Genomic DNA, 22,387 nt, shown 5'->3' with positions numbered 1-22,387 from the left:
GGCATTGAACAGGGATAAAGGGGATAAAAGGGATATAAACAAGAGCTTTAAACCTTTGAGCTTTTAGCCTTTATCCCCTGCATCCCTTTTATCCCTGTTAATTGATTTTCCAATTGAAGGAACTCATATGATAGTTACCTATAACTGGTTGAAAGAATTCGTCGATTGCGACCTGCCGGCTGCGGAACTGTCGCACCTGCTCACCATGCTCGGCCTCGAAGTGGAGAGGATGGAAGAGGTGGGCGGCGGCATGGACGACGTGGTGGTGGCCCAGGTGGTGGAAAAAAACCAGCACCCCAACGCCGACAAGCTCTCCCTGTGCAAGGTCGACAACGGCAAGGAGATCCTCGACGTGGTCTGCGGCGCGCAGAACTTCAAGGCGGGCGACAAGGTCGCCCTGGCCCAGATCGGCGCCACGCTTCCCGGAGACTTCAAGATCAAGCGCTCCAAGATCCGCGGTGAGGAGTCCTGCGGCATGCTCTGCTCGGAGAAGGAACTGGCACTCTCCGCCGAGTCCTCCGGCATCATGATCCTTCCCGAGGATTTCAAGATCGGCACGCCCCTTTTCGACGCGCTCGGCACCAAGGACGTCATCTTCGAGATCGGCCTCACGCCCAACCGCGCCGACTGCCTGAGCGTGGTCGGTGTCGCCCGCGAGATTGCCGCGAAGCTCGGCACGAAGGTCCACTACCCGGGGCTCGAGGTGAACGAGACCGGCGCCCCCATCGGGGGGATCGCCAGCGTCGAGATCCTCGCGCCGGAACTCTGCCCGCGCTACACCGCGCGCCACATCACCGGCTGCACCCTGGCGGAATCCCCCGCCTGGCTCGCCAACCGGCTCATGGCCGCCGGCATCCGCTCCATCAACAACATCGTCGACGTGACCAACTACGTGCTTCTCGAGTACGGGCACCCGCTGCACGCCTTCGACTTCAAGCTCCTCGCCGGCGGCAAGATCGTGGTCGCCGCTGCAGGGGAGGGTGAGAAATTCGGCACGCTGGACGGGCAGGAGCGCGAGCTGACCGCGAACGACCTCACCATCCGCGACGGCGAGAAAGCCGTGGCGCTGGCCGGCATCATGGGGGGGGGCAACTCCGAGATAGGGGAGGGGACCACCGAGGTGCTCCTGGAGAGCGCCTACTTCAACCCCTCCGCCATCCGCAAGACCTCCAAGCGCCTGGGGATCCACACCGAGTCCTCGCACCGCTTCGAGCGCGGCGCCGACATCGCCGGACTCACCCGCGCCCTCGACCGGGCCGCGCAGCTCATCGCCGAGCTTTCCGGCGGCAAGGTGGCCAAGGGCGTCATCGATGTCTACCCCGCGCCGGTCGAGCCGCGCGTGATCGGCGCCCGTCTTGCCCGCATCAACGCCGTTTCCGGCCTCTCGCTCACCGCGGCTGAAGTGGAAGAGATCTTCAAGCGCCTCGAATTCGAGGTGACCCAGGCCGAACCGGGCGTGTTCCGGGTCAAGGTGCCGCTGTTCAGGGTCGACCTGGAGCGCGAGATCGACCTGGTCGAGGAAGTGGTGCGCATGAACGGCTTCGAGAAGGTCCCCGCGACCCTCCCGCAGGCCTCGGTCTTCTCCGACCTTCCCTCCGACGCCCAGCGGCTCGCCGCCAAGGTGAAAGACCTCCTGGTCGCCCACGGGCTCAACGAGGTGATCAACTACAGCTTCGTGGCCCCTTCCTCGTGCGAAAAGATCCTGCTCCCGCAGGAGGACCCGCGCAGCAACGGGATGGTGCTTCTGAACCCGATCTCCGACGAGCTCTCGGTCATGCGCACCACCATGCTGCCGGGGCTTTTGGAAACGGCGGTCAAGAACATCAGCTTCCGCACGCTGAACCTGCGCATCTTCGAGATGCGCCGCATCTATCTCCCCGTGGAGGGGGAGGAACTCCCCCGGGAGCCGCTCTACGTTTCCGCGCTGCTCACCGGCAGGCGCGATCTGGAAGGGTGGAACCAGGGGAAGGACGAGATCGACTTCTTCGACGTGAAGGGGATCGCGGAAAACATCCTCGGCGAACTGAACGTGGGTGGCGTGAACTTCAGCACCGACGAGCTCGACCCGTACTACCACCCGGGGAAGGCCTGCCGCATCCTCAGCGGCAAGAAGGTGCTCGGCTCCCTGGGTGAACTGCACCCGACGGTGCAGGAGAACTACGGCATCTCCACACCGCTGTACTACCTCGAACTCAACTTCGAGGCGCTGCTTTCCTGCCGCAAGAAGCAGGGGGCGGCCCAGGTGCCTTCGCGTTTCCCCTCCACCTTCCGCGACATCGCCATGCTGCTCCCCAGGGAGCTCCCGGTCGCCGACGTGATTTCCTGCGTCAACGGCACCAAGGCGCCCGAGCTGGAGGGGGTGGAGATATTCGATCTTTACATGGGTGGCAACATCGCCGCTCATGAAAAGAGTGTGGCCGTTCGCGTCCGTTATGGTTCCAAGGAAAGGACCTTGACCGACGACGAAGTAACTCGTCTGCACCAGCGGGTCATCGATGCACTGCAGAAAAAATTAAATGTTTCGTTCAGATAAAAACGGTTGCGAAATCGAAAACGCTATGGTATTAGATTAAGCCGCTGTTGAGAACACACTGAAATGCTTCACCTGTTGAGGGGATTATGACCAAAGCGGACATCGTAGAAAAAATTTATGAGAAGGTCGGTTTCTCCAAAAAAGAATCCGCCGAACTCGTTGAGACGGTCTTCGACCTGATTAAGTCCACTCTTGAAGAAGGCGACAAAATTAAGATTGCCGGCTTCGGCAACTTCGTAGTGAAAGAGAAGTCCGATCGTCGTGGCAGGAACCCGCAGACCGGCGAGGAGATCACTATCGTGGCTCGCAAGATCCTCACCTTCAAGCCGAGCCAGGTTCTCAAGAGCGCGATCAACAGCCAGTAGTCATGATTACCGGGATCCCGGACAAGCACTACCTGAGGATCGGCGAGGTTTCCGCCCTGACGGGACTCCCCACCTCGGTGCTTCGCTTCTGGGAGACCGAGTTCTCCTCGCTGGCACCCAGGAAAAGCAGCAGCGGCCAGAGGCTCTACACCAGGAAGGACGTGGAGCTGGTAGCGGAAATAAAAGAACTTCTGTACGCGGAAAAGCTCACCATAGAGGGAGCAAGAAAGCGTCTGGGACAAAAGAAAAAGTACCGGAAATCTGACCTTTCCAGCGAAGCGCTCGCCGCGCTGCTTCATGACGTGAAGCTGGAACTGACCAGTTTGAGGGATCAGTTGTAATTATCAGGTTTAATCGGTGCGTAGCGCAGCCTGGTAGCGCACTAGACTGGGGGTCTAGTGGTCGCTGGTTCGAATCCAGTCGCACCGACCATTTCAATCAGCCGCTTGGGAGACTTCCTGGGCGGCTGATTTAATTTCAGGCCGCAAATGTGGTATGTTTTCATCTGTCATTTTGACTGAAGGGGACTGGCTCCGCCAGGTGGCTGTCCCCTTTAAGGCACAGTCCCCCTGAAACAGGGAGCTCTTCTCCTGATGACCGATAGAACCGCACAACTCATCGCCTGCCATGAATGCGATCTGCTGCAGCGCGACATACAGTTGAATCCCGGCTGCTATGCCAGTTGCCCGCGCTGCGGGGCGGTCTTGTACCGCAACGCCACCGACAGCGTCGACCGGACTCTCGCCTATACCCTGGCCGCCGCCATGGTGTTCCTGGGCGCCAACGTGTTCCCCATCTTCAGCATAGAGGTGCAGGGAGACCGCAGCGCCATCACCCTGTTCGGGGCCGTCCTCTCCCTGTGGGACCAGGGGATGCGGAGTATCTCGCTTCTCGTGTTCCTCACCGCGATGGTGGCTCCCGCCGTGGAACTCGTCTCCATAACCTATCTTTTGCTCCCGCTGAAGCTTGGCAAGGTGCCGCCCAGCTATCCGCTTTTCATGCGCGTCCTCCAGTTCATCGAACCCTGGGGCATGGTCGAGGTACTCATGCTCGGGGTGCTGGTTTCGCTGGTGAAACTGACCCATAACTTCCGGGTCATTCCCGGCATGGCCCTTTGGTCCTTCGCCGTCCTTACCCTGCTCCTTGCCGCCGCTGCCGCTTCCTTTAACGCGCGCGACATATGGGGGCAGATGGACGCGAGGTGGAAAGAGCAGGCCCCGCAGTGACGGCCGGCGCTCCCATCGCCGCGGCGCGCGGCCTGTGCTCCTGCCATGTCTGCCAGCTCGTCTCCCGGCGCACCGGCAACGGACGCGTGGCGCATTGCCCGCGCTGCGGGGCGAGGCTTCATTTCCGCAGGCCCGGGAGCGTGCAGCGCTGCTGGGCGCTCGTGATCGCCTCGTACATACTCTATATCCCGGCCAACGCCCTCATCATGATGGAGACCGGTTCCCTGATCACCTACCGGAAGGACACCATCGTAAGCGGGGTGGTGCACCTTTGGAAGACCGGCTCCTGGATGATCGCGGTCATCGTATTCATAGCGAGCGTGGCCATCCCTTTGCTCAAACTGTTTTCACTGACCCTGCTGCTCATTTCCGTGCAGCGGCGCTCCACCTGGAACCCGCGTCAGCGTACCCGCCTGTACCGTCTGGTGGAGGCGGTGGGGCGCTGGTCCATGCTCGACATCTACGTGGTGACCCTGCTGGCGGCGCTGGTGCAACTGGGCTCCATGGCCACGGTAAAGGCGGGTCCAGCGGCGGTCGCCTTCGGCGCCGTGGTGGTCCTCACCATGTTCGCGACCATGGAGTTCGAACCGCGCCTGATTTGGGACCCGCTGCAGAAAGAGGAGTTTCATGACTGACAGACAAGACGATATGCAGGACGTGCCGGAAGCGGTCAGCGAACCCAGACGCCGCTTCTCGATACAGCTGGTCTGGATCATCCCCATCGTCGCCGCCATCATCGGCCTTTCCATCGCTGCGAAGGCCTGGATCGACCGCGGCGAGACCATCACCATCTCCTTCAAGACCGGCGAGGGGCTGGAAGCGGGGAAGACCAAGCTCAAGTACAAGGACGTCATGATCGGCGAGGTGAAGTCCATCGCCATCTCCAACGACCGCTCCCACGTTGTCGTGACCGCCGAGGTCTCCAAGGACGCCAAGGGGCTCATGGTCAAGGACACCCGCTTCTGGGTGGTGCGCGCCCGCATCTCCGGCGGCAACGTCACCGGCCTCACCACGCTTCTGGGGGGCTCCTACATAGGAGTCGAGGCGGGCACATCCACCGAACCGCGTGACCAGTTCGTCGGGCTGGAATCCCCGCCGGCGGTCTCCATGGACGTTCCCGGGCGCCAGTACGTGCTGCACACCGAGGACGTCGGCTCGCTCTACACCGGTTCGCCGGTATTTTTCCGCCGCATGCAGGTGGGGCAGGTCATCGCCACCGATCTGGACAGCGACGGCAAGGGGGTCTCGGTCAGGGTGTTCATCCGTTCCCCGTACGACCGCTTCGTCACCACCAACACCTTCTTCTGGCATGCCAGCGGCGTCGACCTCACCGTGACACCGGGCGGCGTGAAGCTGAACACGGAATCGATGCTGGCCGTCCTTTTGGGTGGCATCTCCTTCGAGCAGTCCCCGAACGCCTCCGAAAGCCAGGCGGCCCCCGCCAACACCGCGTACACCCTCTACGGCACCCGCGACGAGGCACTGAAGAACGCCGCCGCCTCCGAAAAATTCGTACTCATGTTCGGCGAGTCGGTCCGGGGGCTCGCCGTCGGCGCGCCGGTCGATTTGCGCGGGGTAACCGTCGGTGAGGTCACCAACATCGACGTCGCGCTGGACCCCTCCCGCAGGGATTTCACGGTGCCGGTTGAGATCCAGTTCTACCCCGAACACCTTCTTACCCTGCTGCACCGGGGCAGCGACGGTAAACTCCCCCCTTCCGGCGGTGCGCAGACACGCAGACTCCTCGACGACCTGGTATCGCACGGATTCCGGGCCCAGATCAAGAGCGGGAGCCTGTTGACCGGCCAGCTCTACGTCGCCCTCGATTTCGTCCCCGGCGCGCGTCCATCGAAAATCGACTGGAACGCCTCGCCGCCGCGCTTCCCGACCGTCCCCGGCTCCATGGAGAAGCTGCAGAAGAACCTGATCGAGATCGTCCAGAAGATAGAGAAGCTCCCCCTTGAGAAACTCACCGGGGATGCCGGACGCACCCTGCGGAGCCTGGATGACACACTGAAAAGCGCCGATCAGCTTCTGAAGAACATGGACCGCTCCCTGGTGCCGGAAGCGAAGTCGGTCCTGACCGATACCAGGACCACACTGGAGGACGTCAGAAAGACCCTGACCGAGGCGAGAGGCACCCTGGGAGGCGCCAGCCAGGTCCTCTCCGCCGATGCGCCGGTGCAGGTCGACCTGCGCGACACCATGCGCGAAGTGTCCCGGGCGGCCCAGTCGCTGCGGGTGCTCGGGGATTACCTCGAGCAGCACCCCGAAGCGCTGATTCGCGGCAAGAAGGAGGAAAAATGACCATGCGCAGGACATCCGCCCTGGTAATCATAGCTGCCGTGCTTTCTTGCTCCGCCTGCAGCAGGTCGCCCCGGGTCAGCTTTTACACCCTCACTCCGGCAACACCCGCCAGTGCCGTGCAGCAAACCTTCTCCAGCGCGGTCGCCGTCGGCCCGGTGACCATCCCCGAACTGGTGAACCGGCCGCAACTGGTGGTGCGCCTTGCGCCTAACCGCGTGGCCGTTTTGGAGTCCCATCGCTGGGCCGAGCCCCTGAAAAACGAGATGCCGCGTCTTTTGGCCAAGGACCTGGGGGGTGCGCTTGGATCGAGCCGCGTCTTCGCCTATGACCAGGTTTCCGGCGCCGCCGCGCAATACCGCGTGCTGGTGGACATCGTCCGCCTGGAAGCGGTACCCGGTGACAGCGTCACCGTGGAGGCAAGTTGGGTGGTGCGCGGCCCCGGAGCAGCCAGAAGGGAAGGGCGGGGCGAGATTCGTGAGAAGGTGACCGGTTCCGACTACGATGCCGTCGCCGACGCTTTCAGCCGGGCCCTCTCCGCGTTGAGCGCGCAGGTCGCCAAAAGCGTGGTCGATCTTCGATGATTTACCCTAGTCCCTCTCCCTCCGGGAGAGGGTGCCCGAGTGGTTGCTTTCCTCTAGTCCCCTCTCCCCCCGGGAGAGGGCGTCCGGCGGGTGATCTTCGATGATTTTCCTTGAGTCCCCTCTCCCCCCGGGAGAGGGTGCCCGAAGGGCGGGTGAGGGCTCTGCCGGCCCCGGGGATAGGGTTGCTTTCTCTAGCCCCTCTCCCTCCGGGAGAGGGTGCCCGAAGGGCGGGTGAGGGCTCTGCCGGCCGTTGTCATTTCGTCCCTGGCCGTCTCACCCGGATTTCTCTTTGTGGCAAGTGGACAGTGGCGGAGATGGCGGTGATCACGCCTGATCGTGAAGCCACGGAGCGAAGACACGGGCGGCATCAAGTAGCGCCAGTCGAGCGCGGCTGGTATTCTCAGGCGTGGCCGGTGCCGAGCCGGAAGGAGGCGGTATGCTGATCCTGGCGGGAGATGTTGGAGGGACTTCCACGCGGCTTGCGTACTTCGAGGCGGACGCCGCCGGTCTCACCGTGCTCGCTCAGGCGCAGTACAAAAGCTCCGCGCACGGCAGCCTTACCGACATACTGCGCCACTTCGCCCTGCAGCATGGCCTCGTGGCCGAGCGCGCCTGCCTCGGGATCGCCGGACCCATCATCGAAGGGCGCGTACGCACCCCGAACCTGCCATGGACCATCGAAAGCACCGACCTCGCCCAGACCCTGGGGCTCTCCCATGTCCGACTGATCAACGATCTCGAGGCCAACACTTACGGCATCGCCGCGTTGAAACAGGAGGACCTCTTCACCCTCAACCCCGGCACCCCCCATCCTCAGGGAACCATCGCCGTCGTTTCCGCCGGGACCGGCCTTGGCGAATCGCTCGCCTATTGGGACGGCGACACCCACCGGCCGCTTCCCTCCGAGGCTGGTCACGCCGATTTCGCCGCGCGTAACGACCTCGAAACGGAACTGTTACTGTACCTGCAGGCAAAGCACGGCCGCGTGAGCTACGAACGGGTGCTTTCTGGCCCAGGTCTGCACGACATCTACCGTTTCCTTCGTGACAGGCGCCACTTCAGCGAGCAGCCCGGCGTCGTCCAGGCCATGGGGAGCGAGGATCCCCCCGCCGTCATTACCAAGGCCGCTCTCAAGGGGAGCTGCCCGATGTGCGTCAAGGCGGTCGAACTCTTCATCGGCGTCTACGGCGCCGAGGCTGGCAACGCTGCGCTCAGGTTTCTAGCCACCGGCGGGGTCTACCTTGGGGGCGGCATCGCTCCGAAGATCCTTGACCTGCTCAAAGGCGCCACCTTCATGGTCGCCTTCACAGCCAAAGGGAGGCTGAGCCCCCTGGTACAGTCGATCCCGGTGCACGTGATCCTCAACGAGGATACCGCGCTTCTAGGCGCGGGGCGTGCAGCTTATTACGGCCATGATCTATTTTGAACACAGTCCTTCGTAATAGCTTCTTCACCGGAGACCCTTGCCGATAGTTTACCGTTGTTGCCTCTTCGATCATTTCATCTGCTGTTACCTTCCTTGATGTACTCTTCGAACGTCAAACCTAACATCAAGCATGTAGAAATACAAAGTTAGGACCAACATTATTTGTACTTTATTATTGACAATATTTTTGTCTCTGCTATTAATCAGTCCATCATATACCAAGGAGGATGATTAATGGCGACATTGGTGGAAATAGCGGCACAACTCGTCTCATCGCACGCCTCCAGCACGCCGATGACATCGGACGAGCTTCTTGCGGAAATAGCCAAGGTTCATGCAGCACTCAAAAACCTCGAAGCCGGGCAGGCTATCGAAGGTGTAGAAGAAACGCGTTCTTCTGTCTCAGTCAAGGAGGCTTTCAAGAAGAATGAAGTTGTCTGCCTCATCTGCGGCAAGGGTGGGTTCAAGACCCTCGCGCGTCACCTGAGCACCGCCCACGGCATGAAACCCGGTGCCTACAAGAAGCAGTTCGGCATCTCCAGCAAACAGGCGCTTTCCGCGAAAAGCTATTCCGAGGCGCGCCGCAAGATGGCTCAGGACCGTGGTCTGGCCGATAACCTTGCCAAGGCCCGTGAAGTTCGCATGGCCAACATAGAGGCCAAGAAAGAAGGCGTCGCCAAGCCGGTGAAGCCCGCCAAGGCAGCCAAGCCCGCCAAGGCACCCGCAAAGGCAGCCAAGGCGCCGGCAAAGACCGCAGCGGCCCCCAAAGCCGCCAAGGCAAAGACAACTGCACCCAAGGCAAAGAAGTAACCCTCTCTCCACAGTCACAACAAACAGCACCTCGATCGGGGTGCTGTTTTTCGTTTGTTGATCTGTGAAAGTGTCAGGTGCACACCATGCGAATGCTGGTATAGTTGTACCTTCGTGAAAAACATTACAGGAGGAGTACCATGAGCAGACTTTTGATCATTGCATTAGTAGCACTATTCGCACTGCCCGCCTATGCGGCCGACGAGAAGAAAGCGGACGAACAGAAAACATTTTATGCGGTTGGACAGTTCCTCTCCCGGCAGCTTGGCGGGATCGATATGTCCCAGGATGAGACCGACCAGGTGCTGAAAGGGCTTAAGGATGGAATTGAAAGGAAGGCCCCGAGTTTTGACATCGCCCCGTACGGGGTGAAAGCTCAGCAACTGATAACAGCCCGCCGTGCCGCACAGAGCGATAAGCTTGCTGCGAAATCCCAGGAATTCATCGAGAAGGCCGCGAGTGAGAAAGGCGCAGTGAAGACTCCCTCCGGTCTCATCTATAAGCCGCTCAAGGAAGGGACCGGTGCGAGCCCAACAGCTACCGACAAGGTGAAGGTGCACTATCGCGGTACTCTTGTCGACGGCAAGGAATTCGACAACTCATATAAGTCGGGTGCTCCTGCGGAATTTAGTGTGAACCAGGTGATCAAGTGTTGGACCGAAGGTTTGCAGAAGATGAAGGTTGGTGGGAAGGCCCAGTTGGTCTGTCCTCCCGACCTTGCTTATGCCCAACGTGGTGCCGGGATGATTCCCCCTAATGCGACACTGGTATTCGAGGTCGAGCTTCTGGATATCGTGAAGTAGATTGCATCGTTGTTGTGGATGATACAGATGAAAAAGTTTTAGCACAGTTTTTTATTGACAAAAAATGCGCTCTAGAATATAAAGAGTGTCTCTTGAGGCGGCGCGAAAGAGTCCTTGAGACTGCAGTAGGTATCTGACATTATTACATTATAGAGCTCGGCGGTGTAGCTCAGCTGGTTAGAGCACACGGCTCATATCCGTGTTGTCCGGGGTTCAAGTCCCTGCACCGCCACCATTAAAAAAACAGCCTCCCGGTTCTTGCCGGGGGGCTGTTTCGTTTTCCGCTCTCCCCCCCCTGGCGACTCCCGTCGCCTCCTCCCCACACAATGATCCGGCACCGTGCCGTCCCACCTTGTCACAATATGCAGGCCTTCAGGCAGCCATTTGTGGGGCTTCAACTTTCTTACTCTCAGCTTACGCGTACTCTCAAAGGACCCCAGGATCGCTCTGCTTTTATAGCTGTGTGCCATTGCTCGGTTGCCGCGCAACTCTCAAATGCTATAGTAGATCACGTACAAAGGGGGGCTTTGTCATGACCAGCGAGATGCACAAACATCCCTTGTATTTCCCTGTCTTTTTCCACTCCCCATTATGCCGCCTTCTGCCTTCCGTTTTAATTCTGCTCGTACTGGGGATTCACCAGGCTTCTGCCTATAACGAACAAGCCCCGCATCCGCCAAAAGTTCTCATCATATATGGCAGAGTCAGCCAGCTCCATGCCCACCAAATCATCAATAACGGATTGCTGCCGGCATTGAAAAAAGCAGGCTTTGATGATGCTGATCAGTACCAGGAGTACCTCGATCTTCAGCGTCACCCTGACCCTGCGTACCCGCGAGAACTTGCCAGGTTTCTGAGCCGTAAATATTCCGGCACGAAATTCGATTCGATAGTCGTGTTTCATGGGGATGCGTGGAACTTCATGAAGTCGGAAGGGAAGGACCTTTTTCGCGGCGTACCGATGGTGGCTGTGGTTCCGAAAGAGACGGAAACGCCGCCTGGCCTGGGACGAAAGGTCATACAGCTCGTCTACAGCCTCGATGCATTGCACACTCTCCGCTATGCCTTGGCGCTGCTTCCAGATACCAAGGAGATCATTGTCGTGTCAGGCCCGACGATGGACGATGCACCCTACCTGGAGGCCGCGCAGGATGCGCTGAAAAATTTCACAGGGACGCTTTCCGTTCGCTATTTGACAAACAATTCCTTGCCCGGGATTTTACAGGAGGTTGGAAAGAGGCGCGACCATACCATCATCCTTTATACCAGACTGACAAAGGACTCCAGTGGAAACAGCTATCTCCCGACAGCTGGTGTGTCCGACATTTCCCGTGCCTCAAAATCACCGGTATTCGGTCTCTACGACTCGCTACTGGGCTCAGGTATCGTCGGCGGTGATCTCCTCTCTTTTGGAAAACTTGGAGAGGAGACTGCCCGCCTTGCCGGGGAACTCATAGCCGGCAAAGCAGGTTACGTGAAAGAGGTCAGTTTTCTGAAGCACGCTCCGATGTTTGACTGGAATGAAATACGGCGCTGGGGGGTGGACAAATCCCGACTCCCTAAAGGCAGCGTTCTCATCAACTACCGTCCGGGATTTTGGGAACAGTACTGGGGGTACATTGGCATCGCCATCCTGTTGATGGCGGGGGAGGGCGCCCTGATCGTCTTCCTGGTGTGGAATCGCCGCAAGCGGTTGCAGGCTGAAGCGGAATCCAGGGCATCGGAACGCTTGCTGCAGTCATATCTCAGCAATAATTCCATCGTCTCCTGGATGAAGGATGAGGATGGTCGGCACGTGTTCCGAAATGATACCTTCTGTAAAAGGTTTGCCGCAGAATCGAAAAACTGGTACGGCAAGACAGACTACGAACTGTGGCCGCAGGATCTTGCTGAAGTATTTCGCATCCACGATCACCAGGTCCTTGCCAGCGGGACTTCGCTGGAAACCATAGAGCCCGTAGTGGACGCGACAGGGATGACATCCTGGTGGCTTACCACCAAGTTCCTGTTCAAGGATGCCGCAGGAAAAAGGTTCGTTGGCGGCCTGGGAGTCGATGTCACTGAGCTGAAAAAGGTGCAGGATGAGGCTGAGCGTCAACATGCGATGATGATGGAAATTATAAACGCGACCGATGTTTGTCTGGTCTACCTCGATTTGGATTTCAACTTCGTGGCCGTCAACAGCGCGTATGCCGCCACCTGCCGGCTGAGGCCGGAAGAGATGGTCGGCAGGAACCACTTTTCTCTCTACCCGGGGGGCGAAGTAGAAGCGCTTTTTCGTCAGGTGCGCGACACCGGCATACCGGCGTACATCAAGGAGCGGCCTTTCGAATTTCCCGATCAGCCAGAGCGGGGCGTGACGTACTGGGACTGGTCGCTTATCCCTGTTCGCGACTCCACAGGTAACGTCATAGGGCTGGTGTTCTCCCTGCTGGAAACAACAGAACGTAAAATGGCCCAGGAAGAGCACCTGAAGCTTGAACGTCAGCTGCAGGACGCCAGGAGGATGGAAAGCCTGGGGATTCTGGCTGGAGGCATCGCACACGACTTCAACAATATTCTCACAGCCATAATTGGCAATGCCGAACTTGCACTATTGCAGGCGGATATCGGTTCCTCCGTTCGGGAAAACCTGAAGCGGATCGAGAAATCTGCAGAGAAAGCCGCTGACCTCGCCAGACAGATGCTGGCCTACTCGGGCAAAGGGAAATTCGTCGTCGAGTCGGTTGACCTGAATGGGGTTATCGAGAAACAGGGGCGCGTCCTGATGTCCTCCATCACATCCAAGGCGGAACTCATATTGAATCTGACCAAGCCGATTCCTCTGATGGAAGCAGATGCCAGCCAGATATCCCAGATCGTCACGAATCTGGTGCTCAACGCCTCCGAGTCCATTGGAGATCAGCCTGGAACCATCACCGTGTCTACCAGTTGGCGGGATTGCGACCGGCACTGCCTGGATGATGGCGGGTTTGGTGGCGCCGTTCCGGAAGGGCGGTATGTGCTGCTGGAGATAAGAGACACCGGCTGTGGCATGAACAAAGAGACGCAAGAGAAGATTTTTGACCCGTTCTTTTCCACCAAGTTTACCGGGAGGGGATTGGGGCTTCCTGCAGTACAAGGCATAGTGCGCGGTCACAAAGGGGCAATCCGTGTCAATAGTGAGCCGGACAAGGGGAGTACGTTCAGCGTGTTGTTGCCTTGCTGCGCCGAACGCGACAGCTAAGATGAGAGGATGGCCCGGTCCGCCGCCCAGCGACATTTTGCCCCATCACAAAAACTCTTCCCGCAACAACAAAAATCACCGCCTTGACCCATTCTGCAAGCAGTGCTCAAAAAAGGAAAAGTAGCCTGTCCCCTTTTCTGCCCTTTTTCTTTGTCCCCGCAAGTGCCTCCTTCTTCCGCCAGTCATACCTTATTTTGCAGTTCCTCCAAACCCTTTTGGAAGCCAGTAGGATGTCGCCACGAAGCGCTTCGGGAGAACCAAAGTTCTCCGAGGGGGCAGGGGGGATTTGCCTTTCTTTGGGTTATCTGAGTCGGAATATCGGGATTTTCCCTACCTTGACCCATTCTCATTGACGCCGAGGCGCAACTGGGAGTATAAATTAAAGCCTGTACCGAATCTTCTAAGAGGGTAGCATGACAGCATGAAGAGGAAACCCGTTCAATTTTGAAGCCGCCAGTGCAACGTACCCGCACTGGCGGCTTTTTTAATGGGCACACGCTTATCGCAGCCGGGCTTTACCCGCTACCGCCGTCACAACTAACGCGGCACATCCACCAGGAGGCACCATGTCCGACCCCGCAAACATCTTCATCTGGATTGGTAATCACTATCTCTACCTTCTCGCCTTCGCCGCTCTCGTCATTCTGCTCTGGAACTCGGTGGTTATCGTCGGCGGCAACGAGATCGCCCTCATCGAGCGGCGCTGGTTCGGCAGCAAGATGCCCCAGGGGCGGGTCGTGGCCCTGGGGAACGAAGTCGGTATCCAGGCCCGTACCCTCGGCCCGGGACTGCACTTCCTCATCCCGTTCATCTACAAGGCAACCAAAAGCGTCTTCACCGAGATCCTCGAAAACGAGATCGGCCTGATCGAATCGGTGGACGGCACATCCATCCCGTCGGGACGCATCTTCGCCGCCGTCGTCGCCGGCCATAACTCATTCCAGGACGGCGAAGCCTTCATCCGAAACGGTGGCCAGAAGGGACCGCAGATCGAGGTGCTCCCTCCGGGCAAGTACCGCATCAACCCCTATCTCTTCAAGCTGACCAAGGGGAACGTGACCGAGATCAAGGACTCCGAGATCGGCATCGTAGAGTCGGTGGACGGCGTCGCCATCCCCGAGGGAAGGATCTTCGCCCAGGCGGTGGAAGGGCATGCCTCGTTCCAAAACGGAGACGCCTTCATCAACAACGGCGGCCAGAAAGGCCCGCAGATCGAGATCATCCCTCCGGGCAATTACCGCATCAACCCCTATCTGTTCAAGGTGACCAAGAGTTCCGCGACCAAGATCGGGGACGGCGAGATCGGACTGGTGGAGTCGGCCGACGGTTCGGCCATTCCCGCCGGGCGCATCTTCGCCGCCGTGGTTTCCGGCCACAACTCCTTTCAGTCCGGCCAGGACTTCATCATAAACGGCGGGCAGAAGGGCCCGCAGACCGAGATCCTGCCGCCGGGCGTGTACCGCATCCATCCCAACCTCTTCAAGGTGACCAAGGCCGAGGCCGTGATCATCGCGAAAGGGGAGGTCGGCATGGTCACCGCTCAGGACGGTGCTCCCATCCCCATGGGACGTCTCCTGGCCCAGAGCGTGGCGGGGCACTCCAACTATGAGAACGGCGAAGCCTTCCTCAAAAACGGCGGCCAGAAAGGGCCGCAGATCGACGTGCTGCTCCCGGGTACCTACCGTATCAACCTGAACCTTTTCAACATCCAGGTGGCGCCGGCGGCTGTAGTCGAGGCGAACAAGATCGGTCTGGTCACCGCCCTCGACGGCATTCCGCTCCCCGAGCGCGAATACGTGGCGTCGCCCATCACCGGGCATAACGACTACCAGGATGGCTCCGCCTTCCTGTTGAAGCACGGCCAGCGCGGCCCGCAGCTCGACGTGCTGAGGCCCGGAACCTATTACATCAACCCGCTCATGTTCAGTGTCGCCATCGACGACGTGGCCGTAGTCGAGCGAGGGCAGGTCGGAGTCATCGTATCCAACGTGGGGGAAGATCCGACCGAAGAGATGAAGAAACGTCTCGGCTCGTCCCAGACCGGCGCCTCGGAAGAAGAGGGGAAGGAGAAGTACGTCGTCCCCAAGGGGTTCCGCGGCATCCAGGAAGAAGTGGCCGGACCGGGACGCTACTATCTCAACCGTCGCGCCTTCATGGCCTACATCATCGACACCACCAACATCACCATCGACTGGGACGACCAGGAAGACACCCGTTTCGACCAGTTGACCGTCATCTCCAAGGACGGTTTCCCGATCCAGGTCTCCGTCAAGGTAGTCATCCGCGTCCGTCCGGACCAGGCCCCTTACATGGTGGCCAAAGTGGGCTCCATCGACAACCTGATCCAGCACGTCATCCATCCAATGATCGACTCCTCCTTCCGCAATCAGGCTTCCACCGCCTCCGCCATGAACTTCCTGCAGAGCCGCTCCGAAGAGCAGGCCAAGGCCGAAACCCGCGCCCGGATCGACCTGGAGAAGTATCACGTTGAGTGTGTCTCCGTGTTGATCTGCCAGATCAAGCTCCCCGAGGATCTGATGCAGACCCAGACCAAGAGGATCATCGCCGAGCAGCAGCAGGAGATGTACAAGATGGAGCAGAAGAGTCAGGCGGAGCGCACCGAGATGGAGAAGATGCGTGCAACCGCCGACCAGCAGCCGACCCTGGTGGCGTCGGAGATCGCCGTGAAGGTGGCGACCCAAAAGAAAGCCGAGATGATCACGTTGGCCGAAGGCAACGCAGAGTCCAAAGCGCTGGAAGGGGCAGGTGAAGGGAAGCGGTTGAAGGCCATAGGCGATGGCGAGGCCTCCAAGATCGCCGCCATCGGTGAGGCGACCGCCCAGGCTTACAACAAGCAGCAGGAAGCTATCGGCGAGGAAGCCATCAAGCAGATCAAGATCGTCGAACTGATCGCCGCAGCCATCCAGGAAGGGAAGATCAAGATAGTCCCCGACGTCCTGGTAACCGGCGGCGGCAATGCAGGAGACGGCCTGATGGGCCAGTTAAGCCGGCTGTTGCCCGGCGTCGATCTCACCGCGCTGGTGAATAAGCAGGCGGCGCTACCGAAGGCGTAAGAGATACAGGGGGGCATAGGGAGTGGTTGTAGGAGGTCGGAATGATTAAGGGACAAGCCTGGATGATTGGCCCGTTTATCTCGATTGTAGGAGCGTATTTAGCATACCGACGAAAAGATGTAGGACGTTGGTTGCAAGACCGCAGGATAGATGGGATTGGAGGAAAGGATCTAGGTCGATGTGAGCTCTGTGGGCAGCCGATGAGAAGAATTAGAACACTGTCAGGACAAAGACAGGGGCAAGAAGCGGCTGTTTGCCGCCATTATCCCGATTGCAACTTCGTCAGATGGGGGATTTAGTCAGGTTGTGTGGTACTGCCAACCTGTTTCCAGATCTGTCAAGTAACGAAAGATGTGAAGCAACTCGGCCCAGAGACGGCAATGGCCGATCCAGGAGGCAGAGGGACGTCCCTGAAATCCTGCGCAGCAGCTGACTTAGTCAGGATTTCAGGGGCGTCACTCTGATATATAAGACCCGAGAAGAGCTAGGAGTAGGCAGTGCACGTATAAGATTGATGGAAGTGGTTGGTTGAGGGGCGGCTGTCGAGCCTTCCGAGAAACTTATAATCTTATGCGTGTCCCCCTTGTACTACAAGGCACCAGAACCTGTCCTTTGAACTGGTGTATTGTAATATTGGGGGCGGCGGTATTCCGTAGCCCTTACAGTGATTTTCTGATATTTAAATGAAAGATCTCATTTAATACGATCGTCAAATGACGCTGCACCTCATAGGGGAAAAATGGCATTTCAAACTCCAGCCGATATCAAAATAGAATTTCGCGACCACCCGCGACGCGCACTCATTCTAACGACGGTTGTTTGCGAAAGCCGAGCTGTGAAAGCTCACTTAGCCAAACCTGAAAGACTCGTCGGGGAGAAAGGCGCGCTTTATGAGTATGGTTATTTTTCCGATCCAGCTGGGGATTGGCTTGTCGTACATGCGATTACATCGCAGGGCAATAGTGACGCAGGCCTAGTTACGGGCAAGGCGTTCCAGGAATTTGGAAGCTTCCATGCTGTTATGTTTGTTGGAGTAGCCGGGTCTTTGAAAGAAGATATCCCTATCGGCAGCGTCGTTGTCGGTGATTATGTCTACAATGGGCATGCTGCGAAAGTTGGAGATAATGAAACGTTCAGCAGGCCGCATGGCCTACCCTCCGCACGAGAACTCCTGACAGCTGCCCAAGGGCTCATCTATGATGATGAATGGTGGGACCTGGTGCGGCCTCCTGTTGGAACAAGTCTACCAGACAAGAACTGCTATCCCTGCGAATTCCCCCCGTCAGCTGTTGTTAAGGGTATTGTTTCGGGTGAGGAAGTAGTTGCTGGTGATAAATCTCCGCGCTTTGCCTGGCTGCGAGTGCATTTCAATGATTGCGGTGCTGTTGAGATGGAAGGCTGGGGCGTCATGAATGCTGCCCACCATGAGAACGCTTCAGCCATTATTGTCCGCGGTATCTCGGATATGTGTGCCGGCAAGGATCAAGCAAATGACAAGATGCATCAACCCATCGCGGCCGCCCATGCGGCTGCCTTTGCCTTCAGCATCCTTTCGTTTCGGAGTAAGGTTCCTACACAGGGAAATCCCTCAGTTGAGGATACGAAAACAACGGGAAATGAGCAGAATTATGACGGGCATGGTCCTGCAGAGAGTCGTACAGACTTCGTGTTCAACTTTGCTGGGTCGATTGAGGATTGGCCGAAGGAGAAAGTCGATGCTGTTGTCGAGCGTCTCAAGGTAGCGTTTGACGACGAGAAGCTGACCCTTGTGCGCGTTGATGTCGGCTCTGTTCGGCTCGTCATGAGCGTCCGTGAAAGTGACCTCGGAAGCATGAACCTGGCCACGCTCCGTGAAGTCGCATCGGAGAGCGGAGTTTTCCTTCTAGGGGCGACATCTATTGAATCGGTCGGAGAAGCGGATAAGGCAAAAGTCGCTCTGGCCACAGCTTCTGTTGATCTTCTAGCTTGGGAAAAAACTCTTCCTAACGGAAGGTGGATTGAGAGACCCGAGCGGGAAAATATCGAAACCCGTTTTCAGCTTGACACGAGTTCTACTGTCCTCCTTGGCGAACCAGGATCGGGTAAGTCGGCTCTGCTTTCTAAAATTACATCTGAACTACTGGGACAAGGTGCGACCGTATTCGCACTGAAGGCGGATTTTATTTCGACCGAGGTGCGAACCGAACTCGACTTACAACGGGAGTTAAATTTACCGGCGCTTCCTAGCGATCTGGTCCTTCGCTTAGCAGCGCTGCAGCCCGTTTACGTTTTGATTGACCAATTGGACGCGCTTGCAAGCCAGCTAGACCTTCGAAGCGGACGATTGAACGTCCTTCTCAACCTAGTCCGTCGGATCAGCAATGTTACGAATATTCATGTTATCCTTTCTGCCCGAACCTTTGAATTTAATCATGACGTCAGACTGCGTACCATTGAAGCAGAAGCAGTGAGGTTGTCCCTCCCACCTTGGCATGAAGTGAAGGAGCGTCTTGCTGAGGTTGGTATTGATTCTGATACATGGCCTGAGAGCGCACGGGATGTCGTACGCATTCCGCAGGCTTTAAAGACTTTCATCGGTCTGGTGGGGGCTGGGAGAACAGAGCCCTTCAGTACTTATCAGGCAATGCTAGAGCAGTTGTGGCATGATAGGATAGCGTCAGCCGATGATAGCGAGCCACTTATCCTGCTAGCTTCAGACCTTGCAGGTCAAATGGCGGAGGAAGAGTCTCTTTGGCTAGCTGCTTCACGCTTTGATAACCGTCTAAACTCGCTGAATCGCTTGGAAGCTCTAGGATTCCTTGTTAGATCGGAGAATAGCCTCAGTGTAGCCTTCAGTCATCAGACAGTCTTCGATTACGTGCTGGCCAGGTCCTTTGTTAGAAACACGGGGTTACTCTCGACCTATGTTCAAGAGCGCCAGGATTCGCTGTTTGTCAGAGCAAAACTTTGGTCGGCATTAAACTATCTGCGAGAGGCAGAAGTTACGTCGTATGTACGAGAACTAACCGAAATTTGGATGACAAAGGATCTCCGACGCCATCTCCGTCTCCTTTTGATCGAATTCCTTGGGCAAGTAAACCAGCCACAACAGGCTGAAAAGAGGTTTATGTCAGATGTGATGAACTCCCCTGACCTTCGCATATTTGGGCTCAAGGCTATCGGCAGCGGAACAGGATGGTTCAGCCATTTTGCATCAACCGCGATTTGGGATGCAATGTCTGGCACAGATCCAGAAGCCGGTCAAGCTAGCCGGATTCTTGCTTTAAACTGGAACACCCATTGTGACCAGGTTGTTCGCCTCATCAAGGACCGCTGGTTGCCCTACCCGGCGAAGGACAATTTCACGTGGATGACGGTGCAGGGATGCCCACAATGGAGTGACGAAGTTGAAGAGCTTGCGATTACTGCCCTTAAGCGTGCTCCAATCTCCGTATGGGCTGTGGAGCATACTGCGATGACACTTGCGGTTACCCAGCCCGTTATAGCCCTGCGCTTGGTGCGTGCAAAACTTGATTTTCTCCTTGTTGAGGCGCAAGGCAAGCCGGAACCACCTCCATCTAAGTCTGAGAAGTCTGTGGAGTACGAATACGTCCTCCGTCCACGACTGAAGGCATTAGAGGGTCTGCTCGAAACGATGGAATGGGGCGACATTCCATCTCTATCAGAAACTGTTCCGTCCCTGTTTCTGGAGCATGTCTGGTCGTGGTACGTCGCTGTTTTTTCAGAAATCCTTGGCTATAGCTGCAGCAGTGATGACAATTTTGTTTACCCCGGAAGGTACATTCTGGAGGTCGAGTTAGGCCTGAGCCCTCAATCACCAACGCGTGAAAAACCGGTGATGATGGCACTGCAAATCGCTGTCGAGACACTCGCGAAAGAAATGCCGGAAACTTTTTTAGAGTGGGCTGACGAAAATTCCACTCTTGAGATATTGGCTGTGCAACAGTTGATTGCACGTGGTTATGAAGTAGCTGCAGGCGTGTTAGCATCGAGGGCTCTAGATTGGCTGCTTTCTGACCAGCGTCGATTCCAACTCGGCAATTCCTACGGCCATAGGAGCACAACTGTCCACCTTGTGTCCGCCTGTACACCACATTGGTCGACCGACGAGATCACCCGCTTTCAGGAGTCAGTGCGTAGTTACAAGCCCAGCGCTCCAGATCACCTCCACGAGCCGAGTCAACGAAAAACATTTTTAGATGTTGTTCGAGCATCCAAAAAGGAACTTCTTGAAGCCGTAGGGCTAGACAGGCTGGCGCCTGAGAATCGTGAGTTAGTGGCTAATGAACAACGAGCGTTAGGCGACCGGTTCGGTCGATCCTTTAAAAGGGGTGAAGTCTGCTGTATAGGATCCCCTATGGACTCATCCGCAATGGCTAAGGCCAAAGATCGGGACATACTTAAAATTTTCCGGGAGATTCCTGATAAGACGCATTGGGATCATCCGACGCATTGGATGCGAGGCGGCAATATTCAGTTGTCCCGTGCTTTCGCAGAGTTTGCCAAAACTTATCCTGCCAGAGCAATGCGCCTGATGGAGCAGTTCGAGCCGCTCCAGCAAGAGCGAGCCGCCGGTTACGCGCTTGACGCGATGGCCGAGGATGCGCAGAATGACAAAGGTTTATTAGACGCTTTTCGTGATCTGCATGATCGAGGATTTAAGTCTGAAGATTTCAGGGACTCTGCGGCACGAGCTCTAGAAAAAATTGCTAACAGGAAGGGCTACATCAGTCATGATGTGATAGATATACTTATCGAATGGCTTAGCCTTCATCCCTCTCAGGAGGAGGGCACTGACAACGAGGAACTCAAAGTACATTCTGCTCTCAAAGACGAGGAACTCAGCGACGGAAGCATCCTTTGGGGCTACGGTAACACCTCGTTTCTCCCTGGCGGTAATTACAATTCGCTCTCGGCGCTCGCTTCGATACTTCTTAGCAGGAAAGAAGAGGGGCGGGATCGTTACCTTTCCATACTCAATGACCATTTATCGCGGGAAACGAATCCAAAGGTTTGGAAAGGACTTCTGCATTGCCTTAACAATGCTGGCGGATCGACGCCAGAGGGAGTGTCAGCCTTCCTTCGTAAACTCTTTAATTATTTCCCCGAGATCCTCGCTACTCGAGATGCCGTCTTCTTTCTTGCTCATGCGCAGCGATGGGACGACCAACTTGTCTTCGACCTTATTATTGACTGGAGCAAATCAGACCGTGCTTTTTTGCAACGCGCGTATGGTGAACTTGTGGGTTTGGTTGCCACAGCGAAAGGTACGCCAAGGTGGGAGTGCGCACGTGAGGAGATTATAGTTGTTGGCACTGAAAGCGCAAAGATTGGTCTTGCCTACGCCTCTGTAAACCTTTGGACTGAAGCGCCGCTGCGTCTCAAGTCAACAGAGACACTTGTTGCGTTATTAAAAGGGGCCAGCAAGGACCTTGTTGCTGCGGTTATGGACGTTTTTAGACTGGTTGACGACTTTGTCCCAGATGAGTTTACTGTCAGACTCCTTCGTGCTTTGGCCGACGATAACTGCGACATGACTGCCGCCCCCTCTAGCTTTGTTGTGGAGCGTCTTCAAGCGCTACTCCCGCATGAAGACGAGCTTATTGCCACCATAGCTGAGAAGCTTATAGTGGCTTGGCGGAGTGAGCTAGGAGACATTCGGACTGGGACGGCAATTGCGGCGCCACAGCTAACTGACCTTGCACTTACCCTTCATCGCCTGGGAGGAACGTCACGTCAATCGGGTGTTGCTATTTTTGAAGCCATGATACAAATAGATGCGTATGGTGCGTGCGAGACTTTAGCAGAGATTGATGGTCGTTTTGGCTCACACCAGGCTGCTGCACGACAGCGTCTGGCGCATCGTCGTAGGCCCAGTTGCACAAAGCGATAAACAGTTAGCTCCTGTTTGCCGACATACAAAATTAGAAACAGAAGATACGATAGGGGGGGGCGGATGGATGACGGTCTTGCCGATGTAGGGGCACCGAGGGGACGTTGGTAACCGTCACTATCAAATGTCAATATAACAACAAC

The 22,387-nt window shown here is 57.1% G+C and carries 13 protein-coding genes and 2 tRNA genes; all 15 read left to right on the top strand.

What is annotated here, in order from left to right; translation table 11 throughout:
• Positions 1-127: 127 nt before the first annotated feature.
• The 15 genes from pheT (at position 128) to KP001_RS06210 (ending at position 22,244) form a co-directional block, all read left to right on the top strand.
• Positions 128-2,533, top strand: coding sequence for a phenylalanine--tRNA ligase subunit beta (pheT, locus tag KP001_RS06280; RefSeq protein WP_217288687.1), 2,406 nt, complete (start codon positions 128-130; stop codon positions 2,531-2,533).
• Positions 2,534-2,619: 86 nt separating this feature from the next.
• On the top strand, positions 2,620-2,898 hold the full coding sequence (locus KP001_RS06275; protein ID WP_183346967.1) for an integration host factor subunit alpha: 279 nt from the start codon (positions 2,620-2,622) through the stop codon (positions 2,896-2,898).
• A 2-nt stretch (positions 2,899-2,900) separates the two neighbouring features.
• Entirely contained in the window at positions 2,901-3,239 is a 339-nt protein-coding gene (locus tag KP001_RS06270; protein ID WP_217288686.1) for a MerR family transcriptional regulator, read from the top strand.
• Between the two features lie 14 nt (positions 3,240-3,253).
• Positions 3,254-3,330: transfer RNA gene (locus KP001_RS06265), tRNA-Pro, on the top strand.
• A gap of 161 nt (positions 3,331-3,491) precedes the next feature.
• Positions 3,492-4,124 (top strand): paraquat-inducible protein A, encoded by a 633-nt coding sequence (locus KP001_RS06260; RefSeq protein WP_217288685.1) that lies wholly within the window; start codon positions 3,492-3,494, stop codon positions 4,122-4,124.
• Positions 4,100-4,759, top strand: a complete 660-nt coding sequence (locus KP001_RS06255; RefSeq protein WP_224962348.1) for a paraquat-inducible protein A — start codon at positions 4,100-4,102, stop codon at positions 4,757-4,759. The genes KP001_RS06260 and KP001_RS06255 overlap by 25 nt, the downstream gene beginning before the upstream one ends.
• Positions 4,752-6,431 carry a PqiB family protein gene (locus tag KP001_RS06250; protein WP_217288684.1) on the top strand — a complete coding sequence of 560 codons (1,680 nt, stop codon included), beginning with the start codon at positions 4,752-4,754 and terminating at the stop codon, positions 6,429-6,431. Before KP001_RS06255 ends, KP001_RS06250 begins: the two co-directional genes overlap by 8 nt.
• A complete protein-coding gene (locus tag KP001_RS06245; protein ID WP_239027918.1) occupies positions 6,428-7,012 on the top strand; it encodes a PqiC family protein in 585 nt (194 codons plus the stop codon). The genes KP001_RS06250 and KP001_RS06245 overlap by 4 nt, the downstream gene beginning before the upstream one ends.
• Positions 7,013-7,448: 436 nt before the next feature.
• Positions 7,449-8,438 carry a glucokinase gene (glk, locus tag KP001_RS06240; protein ID WP_217288683.1) on the top strand — a complete coding sequence of 330 codons (990 nt, stop codon included), beginning with the start codon at positions 7,449-7,451 and terminating at the stop codon, positions 8,436-8,438.
• A 234-nt stretch (positions 8,439-8,672) separates the two neighbouring features.
• Positions 8,673-9,248, top strand: coding sequence for a Ros/MucR family transcriptional regulator (locus KP001_RS06235; RefSeq protein ID WP_217288682.1), 576 nt, complete (start codon positions 8,673-8,675; stop codon positions 9,246-9,248).
• A 140-nt stretch (positions 9,249-9,388) separates the two neighbouring features.
• The gene (gene bamJ, locus KP001_RS06230; protein WP_217288681.1) at positions 9,389-10,051 is read left to right on the top strand and encodes a BamJ family beta-barrel-assembly machinery protein; all 663 of its coding nucleotides are present in this window, start codon (positions 9,389-9,391) and stop codon (positions 10,049-10,051) included.
• A gap of 158 nt (positions 10,052-10,209) precedes the next feature.
• A tRNA-Met gene (locus KP001_RS06225) sits at positions 10,210-10,286 on the top strand.
• Positions 10,287-10,583: 297 nt separating this feature from the next.
• A complete protein-coding gene (locus tag KP001_RS06220; RefSeq protein ID WP_217288680.1) occupies positions 10,584-13,277 on the top strand; it encodes a PAS domain-containing sensor histidine kinase in 2,694 nt (897 codons plus the stop codon).
• Positions 13,278-13,843: 566 nt separating this feature from the next.
• Positions 13,844-16,351 (top strand): SPFH domain-containing protein, encoded by a 2,508-nt coding sequence (locus tag KP001_RS06215; RefSeq protein WP_239027917.1) that lies wholly within the window; start codon positions 13,844-13,846, stop codon positions 16,349-16,351.
• Positions 16,352-17,090: 739 nt separating this feature from the next.
• Positions 17,091-22,244 (top strand): phosphorylase family protein, encoded by a 5,154-nt coding sequence (locus KP001_RS06210; protein ID WP_217288679.1) that lies wholly within the window; start codon positions 17,091-17,093, stop codon positions 22,242-22,244.
• Positions 22,245-22,387: the final 143 nt, after the last annotated feature.

The organism is Geomonas subterranea (assembly GCF_019063845.1).
GTDB lineage: Bacteria > Desulfobacterota > Desulfuromonadia > Geobacterales > Geobacteraceae > Geomonas > Geomonas subterranea.
Note: the sequence above shows the minus strand (reverse complement) of the source record. Positions and strands in the feature narration are given on the sequence as shown.

Coding starts and splice junctions, on each gene's coding strand:
- pheT (WP_217288687.1), top strand. CDS start 128: ATGATAGTTACCTATAACTGGTTGAAAGAATTCGTCGATTGCGACCTG.
- KP001_RS06275 (WP_183346967.1), top strand. CDS start 2,620: ATGACCAAAGCGGACATCGTAGAAAAAATTTATGAGAAGGTCGGTTTC.
- KP001_RS06270 (WP_217288686.1), top strand. CDS start 2,901: ATGATTACCGGGATCCCGGACAAGCACTACCTGAGGATCGGCGAGGTT.
- KP001_RS06260 (WP_217288685.1), top strand. CDS start 3,492: ATGACCGATAGAACCGCACAACTCATCGCCTGCCATGAATGCGATCTG.
- KP001_RS06250 (WP_217288684.1), top strand. CDS start 4,752: ATGACTGACAGACAAGACGATATGCAGGACGTGCCGGAAGCGGTCAGC.
- KP001_RS06245 (WP_239027918.1), top strand. CDS start 6,428: ATGACCATGCGCAGGACATCCGCCCTGGTAATCATAGCTGCCGTGCTT.
- glk (WP_217288683.1), top strand. CDS start 7,449: ATGCTGATCCTGGCGGGAGATGTTGGAGGGACTTCCACGCGGCTTGCG.
- KP001_RS06235 (WP_217288682.1), top strand. CDS start 8,673: ATGGCGACATTGGTGGAAATAGCGGCACAACTCGTCTCATCGCACGCC.
- bamJ (WP_217288681.1), top strand. CDS start 9,389: ATGAGCAGACTTTTGATCATTGCATTAGTAGCACTATTCGCACTGCCC.
- KP001_RS06220 (WP_217288680.1), top strand. CDS start 10,584: ATGACCAGCGAGATGCACAAACATCCCTTGTATTTCCCTGTCTTTTTC.
- KP001_RS06215 (WP_239027917.1), top strand. CDS start 13,844: ATGTCCGACCCCGCAAACATCTTCATCTGGATTGGTAATCACTATCTC.
- KP001_RS06210 (WP_217288679.1), top strand. CDS start 17,091: ATGGCATTTCAAACTCCAGCCGATATCAAAATAGAATTTCGCGACCAC.